The following is a 16,243-nucleotide window of genomic DNA, read 5'->3' on the forward strand; positions in this document are numbered from 1 at the left end:
TATTAAAGGAACTTGGCAGCGATATCTTCCCAATCCATTGCCCGTTCAAAACCATTAGTATGCACATTGTGGGGGGAGGTAAAGAGTAATGGCCTTTCTCCAGTAAAGCGTTGTAGATTATAGCTCCTGTCGTCAATAAGCACATCGCCCTTAAGGATATGCTTTTCCCCGCACAGGATTCGGTTCTTCCAGTGAATAAAAGGGAAATGTTCATCAAGCCAATCCGATTTTTCCTGCAGGGAATTGGGAAACTGCATAGCGGCAGAGGCGATAAATACCTCATATTTATTATTCAATTCTTTCAAAACTTCCCGGCTGTTGGCAATAGGATCGAGAGTTCTGAAGAATCCGGGGCGAGTAGCATGCAGGCGTACGCTTTGCTGGTGTTTCTCAGGCACCATTTGCCAAACCTCTTTCCCATGGCATTCTTCCAGAGTCAAGGCAGCATTAAAATCCTTGTTGTACCATTCCACGTGGGCGCCATAAGTATCGGCGATCACTTCATCCATATCAACAAATAGGGTCATTGCATTATTTTTTGCGAAGTACGCAAAAAGAATGGGATTTCAGAAATGCGCTGTCAATTGATAAATACATGGCAACCTGCCATTAACTATTTACTTGACCATGTATTCCCTCTTCATGGACAAACCTCGGTCCTCATTGTAATAAAGGCTTCGGGTGTTGTATTTCATTTTTAGTGTTCTCATGATTGATGTTGGTTTATTAATAAGACGAAATTTTGAAAGGGTTGTTACAATTGTCATTGTGCGAAACGAAACGGGGATATCTGATACGACTTACCTGTTCTGAAACAAAATAAGCAGTTGTACTTGCCATTAAAAAGGGGTATATTTCTATAAATAAAAATCAGAGTAAATATGAAAATTACGGTATCCAATTCACTACATCAGATAATTCTCATTTTATTAACATCACTTTTCGTATTCTCCTGCAAGCAGGCCAAACAAGAGAAAAAAGAAATCACTGCAATGGAATCAGCGGTTGAAGATTCCACCCGTCTGCCCATTGAACGACTGAATCTTCCGGAAGGATTCAAAATCAATCTTTACGCTGAAGGTATAGACAACGCCCGATCCATGGCTATGGGTGATAACGGCACCTTATTTGTCGGAAACCGCCGGGGTAAGCGGGTATATGCTATACAGGATACGGACGGGGATTACAAGGCAGATAATATTATTGTACTGGATACCACTTTCCAGGTTCCTAATGGGATAGCCTTTCGGGATGGATCACTTTACGTTGCCGAAGTGAACAGGCTCTTACGCTATGATGATATAGAAGCCAATCTCAATAATCCACCCGAACCGGTAGTTGTTTATGACGATTACCCTACGGAATTCCACCACGGGTGGAAGTATATCGCTTTTGGTCCGGATGGGAAACTTTATGTGCCTGTGGGTGCGCCCTGTAATATTTGTGAAAGTGAGGACGAACGTTTCGCCAGTATAACACGAATGGACCCGGATGGCTCCAACAGGGAGATCTATGCCAGGGGTGTACGTAATACCGTTGGATTTACCTGGCATCCGGATACCGGAGAACTCTGGTTTACTGACAATGGCAGGGATATGATGGGAGATGACATCCCCCCCTGTGAATTGAACCGGGTAACGGAGGCTGGTCAACACTTTGGATACCCCTACTGCCACGGAGGAACTATCAAGGATCCGGAATTTGGGGATAAATTTCCCTGTGAAGACTTCGTTTCTCCTGCCCAGAACCTGGGACCTCATACAGCGCCCCTGGGAGTAAAATTCTACACAGGCACTATGTTCCCCGAAGAATACCGTGGACATGCCTTTATTGCCGAGCACGGCTCCTGGAACCGTTCCTCCAAAATTGGTTACCGGATTAGCCTGGTAAAAGTGGAAGACAATAAGGCTGTTAGTTATGAGACATTTCTAGATGGATGGCTTGATGAAGCTTCACAGGAAGTGTTCGGACGGCCTGTGGACCTCCTTCTCCTGGATGATGGCTCTATGTTAATATCTGATGATTTTGGCAATGCCATATACCGGGTGAGTTATGAAAAGAGTTAAATTCCTGACCTGATAAAAATTGCCTTATACTTCATTGAATAATTTAAAACTCAAAAAAGCACTTTTAGTTTTCCTGCTGTTGCCGGCTTATATGGGAACGGCCCAAATAGAGGAGGGGTTATTCCTGCAAAATGTCAATGCACGAAAAGTGGAAAAACTTGATGGACTCTGGCAGGTAATTGTAGATCCCCTGGAAAATGGGTATTACAACCACCGGTATCAACCCAGGGATGATGGATATTTCAAAAATTCAAAAATGAAATCGCCTTCAGACCTCATTGAATATGATTTTGATACAGACCTGGAATTAATGGTTCCGGGCGACTGGAACACCCAATCGGATAAATTGTACTATTATGAAGGCACGGTATGGTACAAGAGAGATTTTGATTATTTGCCAGAAGAAGGCCAACGGGTCTATGTGCATTTTGCAGGAGTAAATTATGAGGCCAGGGTTTATCTCAATGGGGAGTATCTGGGGAAACACACGGGTGGATTTACATCCTTTATGTTTGAAATAACGGATATAGTCAGGGAGAAAGATAATTTCCTGGTTGTAAAAGTAGATAATACGAGGAAACGTGAGGGCATTCCAACGGTAAATACAGATTGGTGGAATTACGGCGGCATAACGCGTTCGGTGCAGTTGGTCAGCGTGCCTCGCAAGCATATTGTGGACTATAATGTCAGCCTTTCCAAGGTTTCAAAGGGGACAATAGAAGGCTGGGTCAAAGTGAGCAGTGCAGGAGAGGAAGAACGGGTAAAGCTCACTATCCCGGAGCTGAGCATCAGCCAAAGCTTTGCACTGAACTCTCAGGGTGTAGCCCAATTTCGAATTAAGGCAGATCCCAGGCTATGGTCGCCTTCATATCCCAAGAGATATGAAGTTCAATTTACCTTTTTCTCGGACAGTATTGAGGATCAAATCGGCTTCAGGAAGATAGAAACCAGAGGGGACAAAATTCTATTAAACGGAAAGGAGATCTTCCTGAAGGGCATTAGTATACATGAGGAAGCACCTTTTAAAACAGGCCGTGTCACCTCTCGGGAAGAGTGCATTACCTTGCTTAACTGGGCCAAAGAACTGGGTTGCAATTTTATCCGATTAGCCCATTACCCACATAGTGAACAAATGGTTCAGGAGGCTGAAAGGATGGGCTTGATGGTATGGTCCGAAATCCCTGTGTACTGGACCATTCAATATGACAATAAGTACACCTACACACTTGCCGAACAGCAACTTACAGAGATGATCTCGAGAGATAGGAACAGGGCTGGAATAGTGCTATGGTCCATTGCTAATGAAACACCGGTCAGCTTTATGCGGAATGATTTTCTTAAGAAGCTGGCCAAAAAGGCAAGGGAACTGGATGACGGTCGGCTTATAACAGCCGCTTTAGACACCCATTCAGGCGACCAGGGGGTTAGGGTAATTGATGATCCTCTGGGTGAAATAGTTGATGTTATCGGGATTAACAACTATTGTGGGTGGTACAGCCAGGAAACAAAGAGCTGTGCGGCCATTAGATGGAAGAATAGCTATGGCAAACCTGTGATCGTCAGTGAATTTGGAGCCGGGGCCTTGCAGGGATACCACGGCAATGCCAACGAACGCTGGACGGAGGAATACCAGGATGCGGTTTATAACTACAATATTGAAATGCTGAAGAATATGGATTTCCTGGGCGGCGTATCTCCCTGGATATTAATGGATTTCCGGTCGCCAAGGCGCCATTTAAAGAAAATACAGAAAGATTTTAACCGCAAAGGCCTGATATCCGAACAGGGACGAAAGAAAAAGGCTTTTTATACCTTACAATCATATTACAACAAGGGATAAGGTAGCTAGTACAAGAAACTGATCCTAAATAAGAATATGAGAATCATTACCCCATCATATATATAAAGACTGTATTGGAGATGTCTGAGTAGTCTTTTGCTAAATATTTGAAAATAAATGAAATAAATAGTCCAAAAACCAATTAATAGCACCACCTTTGCCACAATTAGTAATATTTAAACAATTTAAAATGAGTATTGGAACAGTAAAGTTCTTTAACAGCACCAAGGGATTTGGATTTATTGCTGAAGAAGGTGAGGAAAAAGAACATTTTGTACATGTTTCTGGATTGATTGACGAAATTCGCGATGGTGATGAAGTTGAGTTTGATTTAGAACAAGGAAGAAAAGGATTAAATGCAGTAAACGTAAAAGTTATATAAGACATTATTTTTCTTAATGAAAACCCATCTCAAAAGGATGGGTTTTTTTGTACCCCTGATTAGGGAGTTTTTTAAAAGTAACACCTAACATAAATCTATGGCGAGATCGCAAGAATCATATAGTAAGCGAGAGAAAGAAAAGAAACGATTAAAAAAACGGGAAGAAAAACAAAAGAAGAAAGAGGCCCGAAAGGAGGAAGCTAAAGAAGGGGGTGGGGGAATCCCATTTGCCTATGTGGATAAATTTGGGAATTTGACCGAAACCCCTCAGGATCCTGAGGAAAAAGAGGAAATCGACGCCTCAGAAATTGTACTGGAAGTACCCAAAAGGGAAAAGGCGGAATATGATCCGGTGCGGAAAGGGAAAGTATCTTTTTTTGATTATTCCAAGGGTTTTGGATTTATAGTGGATCAAGAAAACCAGGAAAAATACTTTTGTCATATCAGCGGCTTGCTTGATGAAATCAATGAAAACGACAAGGTTAGTTTTGAACTTGAAAAAGGCCTTAAAGGACTAAATGCTGTTAGGGTGAAACTACTGGATTAAACTAATACATTGTTGTATTCAACCCTACCAAACACTTTAGGTAAAGCGCTTTTTTTCAATGTGTTGTATTTATTCATTATCTTTCATATGATATATAACAGCCAAAATTGTTACTCAGGGGATGCAAAACCGGTCCTGTCACTGCCATTTAAAGTAAACTCCATATTAATAAGCTTTTTATAACTTACGTGCTTACTACAAAAGTTAAAAGTGTGGTTTAAATATTCCGATCTCATTGTAAGTTACTTTAGGCTATGCTTATAAAGTACATTCTGGTGATTACAATTGTTCAGGCATGGTACTTTTCAGGTACAATCTGGCTGGCCAATAAAAATAAGAAAACCTCAGATCTTATTATGATAGGGTGGTTACTGGTTATCGGTATTCATGCGCTATTTAGTTTTTTACAAATCAGTGATTTTAGAGTAAATACCTATATTTCTTTTATTAATTCATCCATTCCGTTCCTGCAGGGGCCATTTTTATTTCTTTATATATGTGCCCATAGAAATGAAGCTTTTACACTGAAATGGAGTCATGCGTTACACGCAATCCCATTTGTGGGTTTATTTGCCTATCAATCTTACTCGTATATCAAAACACTTATTGCAGCTCAGGGCGAGGAACAGATTGTTTATGTGCACTTTCTGGAAGGGATCAATTATATTCAATTGTTCTTCGTGGGACTTCTGACCATCTATTTGGTCTCCAGTTATATCCTGACCAGGGATAAACAATTTTACGCGAAGAATAAGTTAACCTGGATACGCACTTTTATTGCTTTTGTTGGCAGCATATGGCTGCTTGCCCTGTTGTCTATATTTACCCCATCATCTGTAGATCACTCTATTCAATCAGGATTGTCTCTGGGGATATTTGTGATGCTGACGGGTGTAGTATATCTTTCCAGTTATTTCGGGATCCGGGAATCTGTGAAAACAGATGTGCCAAAAGTCTTTGCTCCTAAATACGAAAAATCTTTATTGTCAACAGAAGAGAGCCTGGAGGTATGGACTAAGTTAGAAGGTCATATGCATAAAACAAAGGCGTTCATCAATCAGGAACTTTCGCTAAATGATCTTTCTGTACAGCTTAATATACCTGTTAATAAATTGTCTCAAGCGATAAACAGGCATGCCGAAATGAAGTATACTGATTATATAAACAGATACCGCGTAGACCAGGTTAAAGAGCTTATGTCTGATCCTAAATATGGGCACCTCAGTATATTAGGAATGGCATTGGAATCCGGTTTTACCTCCAAAGCCACATTCAATCGGGCTTTTAAAAAGTTCACTAACGAAACACCATCGCAATATATGAGTTCTATCAATTTGTAAATCCAAGTGGTATCATCCTGAAGGATGAGTCGATTTACATTGATTATATCCTGATGTTTGAGCTAATTATTAATCAAATAAATCAAACATCATGAAACTCAAAAATCAAATCAGCCTGATCTTACTTTCTTTAGGATTAGTATTATTTGTTCAGTGTCAGGAAAGAACTACTTCAGCTTCTGCTGATCAAACCGTGGCTATTCTGGTAAAAACGGTCAACACCAGAGATTTTTCAAAAATTGAAGACTTACTTGCAGATAATTATCAGTACCAGGAATATGGCAATCCCATGGCCTCGAATATTTTAAAACAAGTTATCATCCAATATCCTGAAATCAGAGACTATGAAATAATTTCAACCTCGTATAGGGATAATGAGATAGGGGTAGAGGTTAATTTCACTACCGAAAAAGGAAGGGAAAAGAAACTAATACAACTGGACAAGGATCATAAACTGTTAAGGGCAGATATTGCCAGTATTACTTTAGCGGGTCATCCTGAAAAAAAGGATAATCAATCGTCTTCAGAGAACATTTCAAAAGAGCCCTTTGAAGAAATATCATTTCAACTCACTGGAACAGGTCATATGATCGTTGAAGCATCTGTTAATGGTAGAAAGGCAAATTTTATTGTGGATAGCGGTACAGCTGGTCAGCTTATGCTTAATGCTGAGTATTATGATATGGCGGGGAGCACCAGCCAAAACATGCCCATGGGGGTGACCGGTAAGATGCAGGGTGTCCGGGAACTAATCGTTGATCAATTCGTCTGGAATAATATGGAATTCAAAGAATTAGATGCACACATAGCAGAAATTTCACACCTGGGGAGGAATATAGGAGTTGAAAATTTTGGCGGCACAATAGGTTACGGCATACTGAAAGATTTTGCAATGGATCTTGACTATAAACAGGGCATCCTGAAATTATGGAGGGATACAGAGGCGATGCGCGGTACTTATGGTATTACGAAAGATCGTACTCTGCCAATGAGTATGGCAATGCATATTCCGATAATTGAAGTTAATATTGCTGATAAGATTGTCAAACTTGGTATCGACAGTGGTGCGGAGGGTAATATGCTGAATAAAGAATGGGAAGTAAAATTAAATGGTTCCTATAATAATATCCGCAAGGACAAACTTGGTGGTGCCGAAAATAATTATGTAACCGTAACCAAGGTCTCTCTCAATGATATACAGATATGTAAAAATGAATATGAAATGGACTTTATTTTCGCTGATTTATTTGGAGGAAACCACAAGGTAAACCTTCTGGATGGACTGATTGGCTATCCATTCCTTTCTGCTCAGCAAACTATACTTAATCTAAAGGATAATGAGATCTGTTTATTGAATAAACCCCTCTAGCACCTAAGTTTTAAATTCTTTATAAAGATTCTGATTTTCTTTTTTAATATTGAAAATTGGGCTCAATATAAAAGGACGAAAAATGTGGTCAAACATTAATTACTGTTTATTTTTGCTATAATTTTCCAACGTTAGGCTTCTTAGTTTTGATACCGAATACCCCGTCGAATTTTCAACCTAATAATTTATTAAAAAAAACAACGTTAATTTATTTAGCGTTGATGTACACTTTGTTATGGCCCCAATCACTTCAATTCAGTTTGCTCATTTAAATTTCAATCTAATGCAAGCCTTCAAATGGTTTAAAACAACCCAATTTTTGTTGCTGCCTTTAATATTCATACTGTTAGGCTGTAACAATGCAATGGATCCTGAGTCGCCCGAAGAAGGAATTGATTCAGAAAATGAAATTGTTGATCCTGAAAATATAGCCCTAACGTATCGAAATGAATGTGGAGGCTGTCATGGACAGGACTTGTCCTCCTTTGTTGAACGCGACTGGGTTTATGGCAATTCTCTGGAAGATGTTATAGAATCTATAACTAATGGATATCCAGGCAATGGAATGCCAGCTTATGGTTCTATGTTGAGTGAGAAGGAAATAGAGGATCTGGCCAACTATATACTTACCGATATTGAAGGAAAAACCAAAGAGATGTTGGAAGAGGACAACCCCGATTTGTCTGGTTTGATCTCATCCGATGACCTGAATTTCCGATTGGAAACCATTACCGATGAGATTCCCGGAATTCCCTGGGGGATTGAGCAACTACCCAATGGTGAAATTTTGGTGACCGAGCGTGGAGGACGACTGTTTTTAGTAAGTACCGATAAGCAATTGACGGAAATTACCGGTGTTCCAGACGTTGTTTCACTAGGGCAGGGTGGATTGTTGGATGTACTTATACATCCAGATTTTGAAAACAATGCATTTGTTTATTTGTCTTATTCCCGTGCCAACCCCAATAATGCATCTGAATACACCACAGCAGTGGCAAGAGCCAGGCTTGAGGGAAACAGTTTGGTCGATGTGGAGAACATATTTACGGCACTTCCCTATCTCAGCAGCTCCAAACATTATGGATCCAGACTGTTGTTTGATGGTAATGGCTTCCTGTATGTTTCCGTTGGTGATCGCACATTTAGGGATGTTTACCCTCAGGAATTGGACAATGCACTAGGAAAAATACACCGTATCCATGACGACGGTCAAGTTCCTGCTGACAATCCATTTTATAACACATCTGGAGCGGTTAATTCAATTTTTACATACGGAACACGCAATCCTCAAGGAATGAGCCTGCATCCAGAAACTGGAATGGTTTGGGAAGGCGAGCATGGACCTCGGGGTGGTGATGAAATCAATATCTTGGAAGCAGGGAACAACAATGGTTGGCCTGTGATTTCATATGGTATTAATTATGATGGAACTACATTTACGGACCTTACCGAGGCGGATGGTATGGAACAACCAGTATATTACTGGACCCCTTCCATTGCTCCCTGTGGAATGACATTTGTGTCCAGCGATTTTTATGGAAATTGGAAAAATGACCTCTTCGTCGGTTCACTTAAATTTGAATACCTCCATCGTTTAAAGATGAATGGCAACCAGGTCGTTGGCCATGAAACACTATTGGAGGGAATCGGCAGGGTTCGTGACGCCCAAATGGGTACAGACGGTTATCTTTACATTGCGGTTGAGGGCCCCGGCAGACTTATACGCCTTGTGCCTGAGCAATAGTGCCATACTTTATTTAAAGTAAGAGTCAAATTAATTAGTACAGAAAGGTAATTTAACTTTAAGGTGATTTCCAATATAATTTTACATAGGGACTCATCGGCTATCCATTCCTTTCTGCCCAGCAAACTATATTTAATCTAAAGGATAATGAGATCTGTTTATTGAATTAACCTCTTTAACAATACAATTTATAATATACTTTATATCAATATGTTAGCCCATTTTATCCATTAATTTGCTATCTTACATGTGAATAACAAAAAGCATTAGGATGAAAGCAATTTATGAACGATTTAGCCCTTTGATTTTCCTCTTATTTTTCCTTATTGGCGGATGCAAAAGTGAGCCTGTCACTGTTATAGATTCTTACGATGGGGTGAGCATCCGCTTTGATAACGAGGGTAGTGGAGAAATCACCCTAATACTGGTTCATGGGTGGGCTAATGACCGAAGCATCTGGGATGCCCAGGTAGCACACTTTTCTGAAAATTATCGGGTAATAGCAGTCGATATGCCGGGTTTTGGTGAATCCGGCAACAATCGTTCTGATTGGACAATTTCTTCTTATAGTCGGGATATTTCTGAAATTATTAAGCAGTTGGATCTTAATAATGTAGTACTGGTAGGATTTTCAATGGGTGCGCCAATTGTTGTGGAAGCGGCAGCTTTGGCTCAGGATCAGGTCAGCGGTGTAGTACTGGTTGATGCATTGCAGGAAGTTGAATTGAAATATCCTCCTGAAACTGCCAAGTTTATGGATAGTGTAATGATGGACCTGGTAAATAACCCAACAAAGGAAAAGTTAGTAGCAGGAGGTTTTTTTAAAAAGAATATCGATTCCGCCCATCAACGCGTTATGTCTTTTCTAGAAGGAAGCTCACAAAAAGGTTGGAGAGAATCGTTAAACGGGGTTATGAATTGGCAAAATGAGCGATGTATTGAGGTGCTTCGTGCGGTTAATACTCCCATTATAGCCATAAATTCTGATATGCAACCGACGAATGTTGAATCCTTTAGAAAATATGCTCCTGATTACAAAGTCAAAATTGTGCAGAATGTTGGTCACGTTATTATGTGGGATAAGCCCGAAACTTTTAATCTATTGATGGAAGAAAGTATACAGGAGTTTAGAGCCGATTAATTGTACTTCATGTTTTACATCAAATTATATAGCAATACAGAATAATCTACATTTGTTCTATAATTTATATTATGTAAAATAGAATACGCCTAGCCACATGATAATGGTCATAATATACCCTATTTAAAATTTCTTTATTGCTAAAACTATTTTAGCGAAAATATCCCTAACTAAATTCCCTAACTAATCTCTAAATGAAGCAGCTAAAGCATTCTTTGAAGTTTATGATGATATTATCCACTCTCCTTTTAATGCAAAGTTGTTATGTATCAAAACCGGTTTCTGCTTCAGAATTAAGGTATTCATACAGATCTAGCAGTATTTCCATGGGGAAAACTAGTAAACCTGTGAAAATTATTTACGATTCCAATAAATACATATTCAGATACTTAATCAATGTAGATGGAACCATTTATGGAGTTGCAGGTAAAGAATCTAAAACGGCAAAACTACTCTCAAAACAAATTGTAAATTCCAAGAGTTTCATTAACAGCAGGTTAATTAGAAGGAATGAAATAGCGATACTACTTACTGAAGAACAGGCAAATGAGGTGTATCCTCACTCATATATAAAATCTGTTATAGTTGCACTGCCAATTGCATTTGGTGTAGCTTATGGCCTTTTTTATTTAACTATCATCAATAATATTTGAGTAATGTTTTTCTATTCCGATTGCGGATTCTCCGCTACTCCTTCGTAACGTATGGGATTTCTCTGTGTGCTATAGAACATTAATACAGCCTTTTGACCGGGAAATAATTTAACCATTATATCAAACCGCTCTGTTCCAAAAGATGCATCAAAATTGATTCGGTATGAACCCTCTTTATCTAAGAATTCAGATTTGTAATTTTCCATGGGTGCTTTAAAATCAATTCCGCTGACTCCCGGATATCCGGAAACTATCCTTCTTTCCCCATAATACGGAAGGTCGGCATAAATAGTATCCCCACGGATTTCGAATGAATTAGGGGTCTGCATAAGGTTTATGCGTGAAACATTGCTGCCAGGTGGCAATAAACCAGAATTGTACACACTTGCCATAGCAGTTGTTGTGAGGGGAATTGCCCACTCTGCCCTTACCTTTATACTGCGGGAATCTGCCTGCTGTTTTAGTTCCTTTATGGTTTCATCGCTCACAGCTTTTTTAGTACCGCTGCAACTACCCAGGGCCCATATGATCCCGGCGATCCAAAGGGCATAAAAAAGCACAAACCTGATGTGTTTTTTCGTTCTCATATACCTATAACTCAAGATACTACATTTGAGTACTCCCATTTTCCCAAAAAATCCCTAAAATGTCACAAAGTTTTCTCAAAAATCAAGTGCCAAATAAAAGCTTATCCTGATAAAAATCATTTTTGTTAACCCCTGCCCTGCAGATATTTGTCTGTAAATAAAGGGAATATGACAACTACTAATCCTTCAACCCGTACAACACACGTTTCCAATGCCGTATATGGCCTGGGGTTAATCGGGGCTGCCGTTTATTATATCCAGGTAGCAACAGGCTTCTGGGCGGGTATAATTGGCTTGCTCAAAGCCATTGTATGGCCGGCATTCCTGGTATATGAAGTGCTACAACACCTGGCCGTTCAATAAAGATGGTCTTCATGAGCATATTTTCGATGTACGCGTATCCTCAAAGACTTACTAATGGGTGTCCTGCTTTTGTCGGCAAAGTTGTTATGCGGAACTAAAACGTTTGTCTCCGGAAAATATGCAGCCGTATTGCCTCTTGGTATTTTATAGGAAATTACCCTGAAATTATCTGCCTTTCGGGTAACCCCATCATAGCTGCTGCTCAGATCCACAATTTCGCGGTTTTTCAAACCTCTATCAGCCATATCTTTTTTATTCATCAATAAGACCCTCCTTTCACCGTAAATACCACGGTAACGGTCGTCCATACCATAAATGGTAGTATTAAACTGATCATGAGAACGAATGGTCATCAACATCAATTCATCTTCGGCCAATTCATGGTCAGGAAGTTTATTCAGGCTAATCTTTGCTCTTCCTTTTGGTAATTTGCTGAAATCCCCTGCTCGTGCGTTGTTTGGCAAATAATATCCGGTTCCTTTTGAACGCTCCTCCGTATTTTCAAAACCTCTTGCGACCAGGTCTATAAGTTCGCGTATAGCCCTGTAGTCCTCCCCCAGTGATTTCCAGGGAACAACGTGGTCCTTTCCAAAATAAGCCTCTCCCAAGTTTCCAATGATCTCAGGTTCACTCATAAGGTCAGCAGAGGCAGGTTTTAAAATGCCTTTAGACCAGCGTACCCTTCCCATGCTGTTCTCGGTAGTAACAAACCGGGATTTACCGTTTTTGGTATCCTTTTCCGAACGACCATAAGTTGGCAGGATCAGGGCTTTTTTGCCCGTTACCAAATGGGATCGGTTGAGTTTGGTGCTCACTTGCACTGTTAATTCACAATTCTGAAGGGCCCTACCTGTGTAGCGCGTATCTGAAGCAGCCATTAAAAAGTTCCCCCCTAAGGCTACAAATACCCTGGCCTTTCCCTTGTGCATGGCTTCCGTGGCCCCTACCACATCCACTCCTGGGATATCCGGCGCTTTAATACCCATATACCTGTCTAGACGTTCGTTGTATTCCTCATCCACATAATGCATGATACCCACACTGCGATCGCCCTGAACATTGCTATGCCCACGAACCGGGCAGGTTCCCGAATTAGGTTTTCCAAGAGCACCCTTAAGGAGGAGCAGGTTTACATATTCCCGAATCGTTTCCACCCCGTTCTTATGTTGAGTAAGGCCCATTGCCCAGCATATAATGATTTTTCTGGCCCGCGTGAGGTAGTCCACCGCTGCATTGATTTTTGCCTCCTCTACTCCCGTTAATTCAAGCAAATGGTCTTCTGAATACTGCTCAAGATCCATCATCAGTTTTTCATATCCCTCCGTTTTGGTGGATATGAATTCCCGATCAAAAACCCCTCCCGTCTCCGCCTCTTTCTGGGCTAGCTTCCTCATGATAAGTTTTAACAGGGGGATATCCTGGTTGATTTTTACCGGAAGGTGCAAGTCGGCCATAGGCTCCCCTTTTCCAATCCAACCCTTAGTTCTCTGGGGATTTCTGAAGTTAACAAGACCCGCCTCTTCCAGTGGATTTATGCTGATTATACGTCCCCCGTTTTCCTTGCATTTTTCCAGGGCAGACAGCATACGGGGGTGGTTAGTGCCGGGATTTTGACCGGCAACAATGATTACTTCAGCGCCATATAGATCCTCGAGGGTAACACTCCCCTTCCCTATTCCCAGGGTTTCCGAAAGTGCTACACCACTGGATTCATGACACATGTTTGAACAATCCGGAAGGTTATTGGTGCCTAATGCCCGGGCAAATGAACCGTATAAAAAAGCAGCTTCGTTGCTGGAACGACCGGAGGTATAAAATATAGCTTCGTTAGGATCTTTTAATGCCCTGAGCTCTTCAGCAATAACCTCAAAAGCTCCTTCCCAGCTTACAGGCTCATAGTGACTACTGTCTTCCCGAAGGACCATGGGCTCTGTAAGCCGACCCAACTGATTCAATTCAAGATCCGACCAGTGCGAGAGTACCTCTACCGAGTGTTCTTTAAAAAAATCCGTATTTAAATGATTCCTTGTAGCCTCATCTGCCAGGGCCTTAGCACCGTTTTCACAGTACTCCCCTACTCTTGAGGGATTTTCCGGGTCTGGCCAGGCACAACTGGGACAATCGAATCCCTGCTTCTGATTAATTTTCAGCAGGGAAGTTGTAGACCGTAAAACACCCATTTCCTTCAGGCTGTGCTTCAGTGTGCTAAATACTCCCGGCACACCGGCAGCATAAGAAGATGCTTCCCTGGTTTTTAGATCTGATAAATGAACAGGACCTTCGTAAGAAACATTTCTTTTGTAATGTTTTTTGCTCATTTATTTAAAGTAAAGCTTTAGGGTTAGGATACTGGTCCGATTCGTCTTCAGAGCGTGCTTCAAGACACTGAAAATCCTTTTCCAGAAGCAGGTGTAATGTAGAATCATTTGTCAAGGGCAACCATTCTTCAAAGCCAACCGTTTCATTGTCGGGCCAGTTCTCAGAAAGCTTCCGGGGAAGGTAAAAACAGATACTATTATCTTCTAAAGCGGCATTCAGGGTATTGTGCACTTCCGAAATCATCACCTCATATCTGAACAAGCCCGACGGAAATCGGGTGGTTTCCCTAATAAAACCTTTTGTACACAAATCAGCTACTTCATTACGAGTTAAGCGTAAGCGGATGGAATTTCCTTTGATCCTTATTTTCATAGGGTTTACCTTTCTTATTCTTAAAAATACGACTTCTATGGGAATGTCTTGGGATTTTATCAGACTCACCGTGAACAGCCAAAATTTTAGTTAGCTTTAGCAGATCAAAGAAACTAATCACGAAAAACCTGGTTCGTGCAGTTGTAGCGGCCATTGGGGCTAAAAAAATAGGAGGGGGACGTTGTGGATGCATCGGCACGGTATTCGTTTTCATTATCCCCTATTGGCTTTTGGGCTACGTTTTTGAACTGTTTTAGTATTGCCTGCCCCTCTATTAATATGGGCTGAATACCCTACTTTTGCCGAATGTCTGTTTCGCGTAGCTCCCAGATCGAATTTGTAGCCCTGATGGCTGCTCTTATGTCCATTGCCGCACTGGCCCTGGATGCATTGCTACCTGCCCTGGAACCTATTGGGCAAACCATTCAATCCCGTTCAGCGGCAGACAACCAGCTTTTAATTACCCTTTTCTTTCTCGGTTTGGGTGTAGGTCCTCTGGTTTTTGGCCCTATTTCCGATAGTATCGGGCGCAAACCTGTAGTTTACATGGGATTTGGCTTGTTTATTCTATCGAGCATGATATGTGTTTTTGCGCGTAGTGTGGAAGTTATGATCATCGGCCGAATACTTCAGGGTATTTCCCTGTCGGCCCCTAGAACCATTAGCGTAGCTATGATCCGGGATACTTACAGCGGGGATTATATGGCCCGGGTGATGTCTTTTGTCACAGTGGTTTTCATCCTGGTTCCGGTAGTGGCTCCGGCGCTAGGCAAGTATATTCTGGACCGGATGGGCTGGCAGGCTATTTTTCATGTGCAGGTAGGATTCAGCATACTTGTGTGCTGGTGGTTCTGGAAGCGTCAGGCCGAAACTCTTCCGCAAATACGTCGTAATAGTTTCAGGGGCCGCATTTTCATCGATGGCTTTAAGGAGTTGCTGAATTACCGCCAGACCGTCGCATTTACCTTTATCTGGGGATTTATTACCGGATCTTTTCTGGTTTATTTAAGCACTTCACAGCAGGTCTTTGAGCAACAATACGGATTGCCGGACGCATTTCCCTACCTGTTTGCTGCCCTTGCCATAACCATAGGGGCTGCCACACTGCTCAATGGCACCCTTGTAGTTAGATTGGGTATGCTGCGACTGGTAACGGCAGCCATTATCCTTTATGTACTCACTTCTCTCGTTTATATTTTGCTTTACTTCAATAGTGGTAATCCGCCAGTTATTGTGCTTATGATATTTTTTGCTGTCCAGTTTTTTGCAGTGGGATTCATTTTCGGAAACCTGAGATCCCTGGCCATGGAGCCCCTGGGTCATATTGCGGGCATTGGCGCAGCCATAACCGGTTTTGTAGCTACAGTAATGGCCGTTCCCATCAGTTCCTTCATTGGTAAATTTGTTCTGAACTCGGTACTCCCCATGTTTGTAGGATTCCTCGTTTGCGGGACTATTTCCTGCCTTATCCTGGGCTATTACTACTTCACCAAGAGCGGTATCAGGAATCGATACTAAAA

At 41.3% G+C, this 16,243-nt stretch carries 15 protein-coding genes; 11 read left to right on the plus strand and 4 right to left on the minus strand.

Annotated features, from left to right (window positions below):
* Nucleotides 1–2: 2 nt before the first annotated feature.
* Complete coding sequence (locus OO016_RS08420) at nt 3–527, minus strand: 5' nucleotidase, NT5C type (protein ID WP_266012394.1); 525 nt, start codon at nt 525–527, stop codon at nt 3–5.
* 354 nt (nt 528–881) lie between these two features.
* Between OO016_RS08420 and OO016_RS08425 the strand changes: the two genes are divergently transcribed.
* The 9 genes from OO016_RS08425 to OO016_RS08465 all read left to right on the plus strand — a co-directional run bounded on the left by OO016_RS08425 (nt 882) and on the right by OO016_RS08465 (nt 11,082).
* A complete protein-coding gene (locus OO016_RS08425) occupies nt 882–2,066 on the plus strand; it encodes a PQQ-dependent sugar dehydrogenase (protein ID WP_266012396.1) in 1,185 nt (394 codons plus the stop codon).
* Between the two features lie 34 nt (nt 2,067–2,100).
* Complete coding sequence (locus tag OO016_RS08430; RefSeq protein WP_266012398.1) at nt 2,101–3,906, plus strand: glycoside hydrolase family 2 protein; 1,806 nt, start codon at nt 2,101–2,103, stop codon at nt 3,904–3,906.
* 190 nt (nt 3,907–4,096) lie between these two features.
* A complete protein-coding gene (locus OO016_RS08435) occupies nt 4,097–4,288 on the plus strand; it encodes a cold-shock protein (RefSeq protein ID WP_266012400.1) in 192 nt (63 codons plus the stop codon).
* A gap of 97 nt (nt 4,289–4,385) precedes the next feature.
* Entirely contained in the window at nt 4,386–4,835 is a 450-nt protein-coding gene (locus tag OO016_RS08440) for a cold-shock protein (protein WP_266012402.1), read from the plus strand.
* Nucleotides 4,836–5,110: 275 nt separating this feature from the next.
* Nucleotides 5,111–6,175 (plus strand): helix-turn-helix domain-containing protein, encoded by a 1,065-nt coding sequence (locus OO016_RS14465; RefSeq protein WP_266012404.1) that lies wholly within the window; start codon nt 5,111–5,113, stop codon nt 6,173–6,175.
* A 91-nt stretch (nt 6,176–6,266) separates the two neighbouring features.
* Nucleotides 6,267–7,544, plus strand: a complete 1,278-nt coding sequence (locus OO016_RS08450; protein ID WP_266012406.1) for a pepsin/retropepsin-like aspartic protease family protein — start codon at nt 6,267–6,269, stop codon at nt 7,542–7,544.
* Between the two features lie 283 nt (nt 7,545–7,827).
* The gene (locus OO016_RS08455) at nt 7,828–9,288 is read left to right on the plus strand and encodes a PQQ-dependent sugar dehydrogenase (protein ID WP_266012408.1); all 1,461 of its coding nucleotides are present in this window, start codon (nt 7,828–7,830) and stop codon (nt 9,286–9,288) included.
* A gap of 271 nt (nt 9,289–9,559) precedes the next feature.
* A complete protein-coding gene (locus OO016_RS08460) occupies nt 9,560–10,429 on the plus strand; it encodes an alpha/beta fold hydrolase (protein WP_266012410.1) in 870 nt (289 codons plus the stop codon).
* Nucleotides 10,430–10,623: 194 nt separating this feature from the next.
* Nucleotides 10,624–11,082: a hypothetical protein gene (locus OO016_RS08465; protein WP_266012412.1), complete on the plus strand. Its 459-nt coding sequence runs from the start codon at nt 10,624–10,626 to the stop codon at nt 11,080–11,082.
* An 11-nt stretch (nt 11,083–11,093) separates the two neighbouring features.
* Here OO016_RS08465 and OO016_RS08470 read toward each other — a convergent pair whose 3' ends face one another.
* Entirely contained in the window at nt 11,094–11,669 is a 576-nt protein-coding gene (locus tag OO016_RS08470; protein WP_266012414.1) for a DUF4251 domain-containing protein, read from the minus strand.
* A gap of 168 nt (nt 11,670–11,837) precedes the next feature.
* Between OO016_RS08470 and OO016_RS08475 the strand changes: the two genes are divergently transcribed.
* Nucleotides 11,838–12,032, plus strand: a complete 195-nt coding sequence (locus tag OO016_RS08475) for a hypothetical protein (protein ID WP_266012416.1) — start codon at nt 11,838–11,840, stop codon at nt 12,030–12,032.
* Here the strand turns inward: OO016_RS08475 and OO016_RS08480 are convergent.
* Together OO016_RS08480 and OO016_RS08485 are read right to left on the minus strand one after the other, a co-directional pair.
* Entirely contained in the window at nt 12,026–14,350 is a 2,325-nt protein-coding gene (locus OO016_RS08480; RefSeq protein ID WP_266012418.1) for an FdhF/YdeP family oxidoreductase, read from the minus strand. The two genes, OO016_RS08475 and OO016_RS08480, sit on opposite strands and share 7 nt — an antisense overlap.
* Before the next feature lie 4 nt (nt 14,351–14,354).
* Complete coding sequence (locus tag OO016_RS08485; RefSeq protein ID WP_266012420.1) at nt 14,355–14,723, minus strand: DUF7009 family protein; 369 nt, start codon at nt 14,721–14,723, stop codon at nt 14,355–14,357.
* 306 nt (nt 14,724–15,029) lie between these two features.
* On the opposite strand from OO016_RS08485, the gene OO016_RS08490 reads away from it, so the two are divergent.
* The gene (locus tag OO016_RS08490; protein ID WP_266012422.1) at nt 15,030–16,241 is read left to right on the plus strand and encodes a multidrug effflux MFS transporter; all 1,212 of its coding nucleotides are present in this window, start codon (nt 15,030–15,032) and stop codon (nt 16,239–16,241) included.
* Nucleotides 16,242–16,243: the final 2 nt, after the last annotated feature.

It is taken from the genome of Lentiprolixibacter aurantiacus, from assembly GCF_026241225.1.
GTDB classification, from domain to species: domain Bacteria; phylum Bacteroidota; class Bacteroidia; order Flavobacteriales; family Flavobacteriaceae; genus Lentiprolixibacter; species Lentiprolixibacter aurantiacus.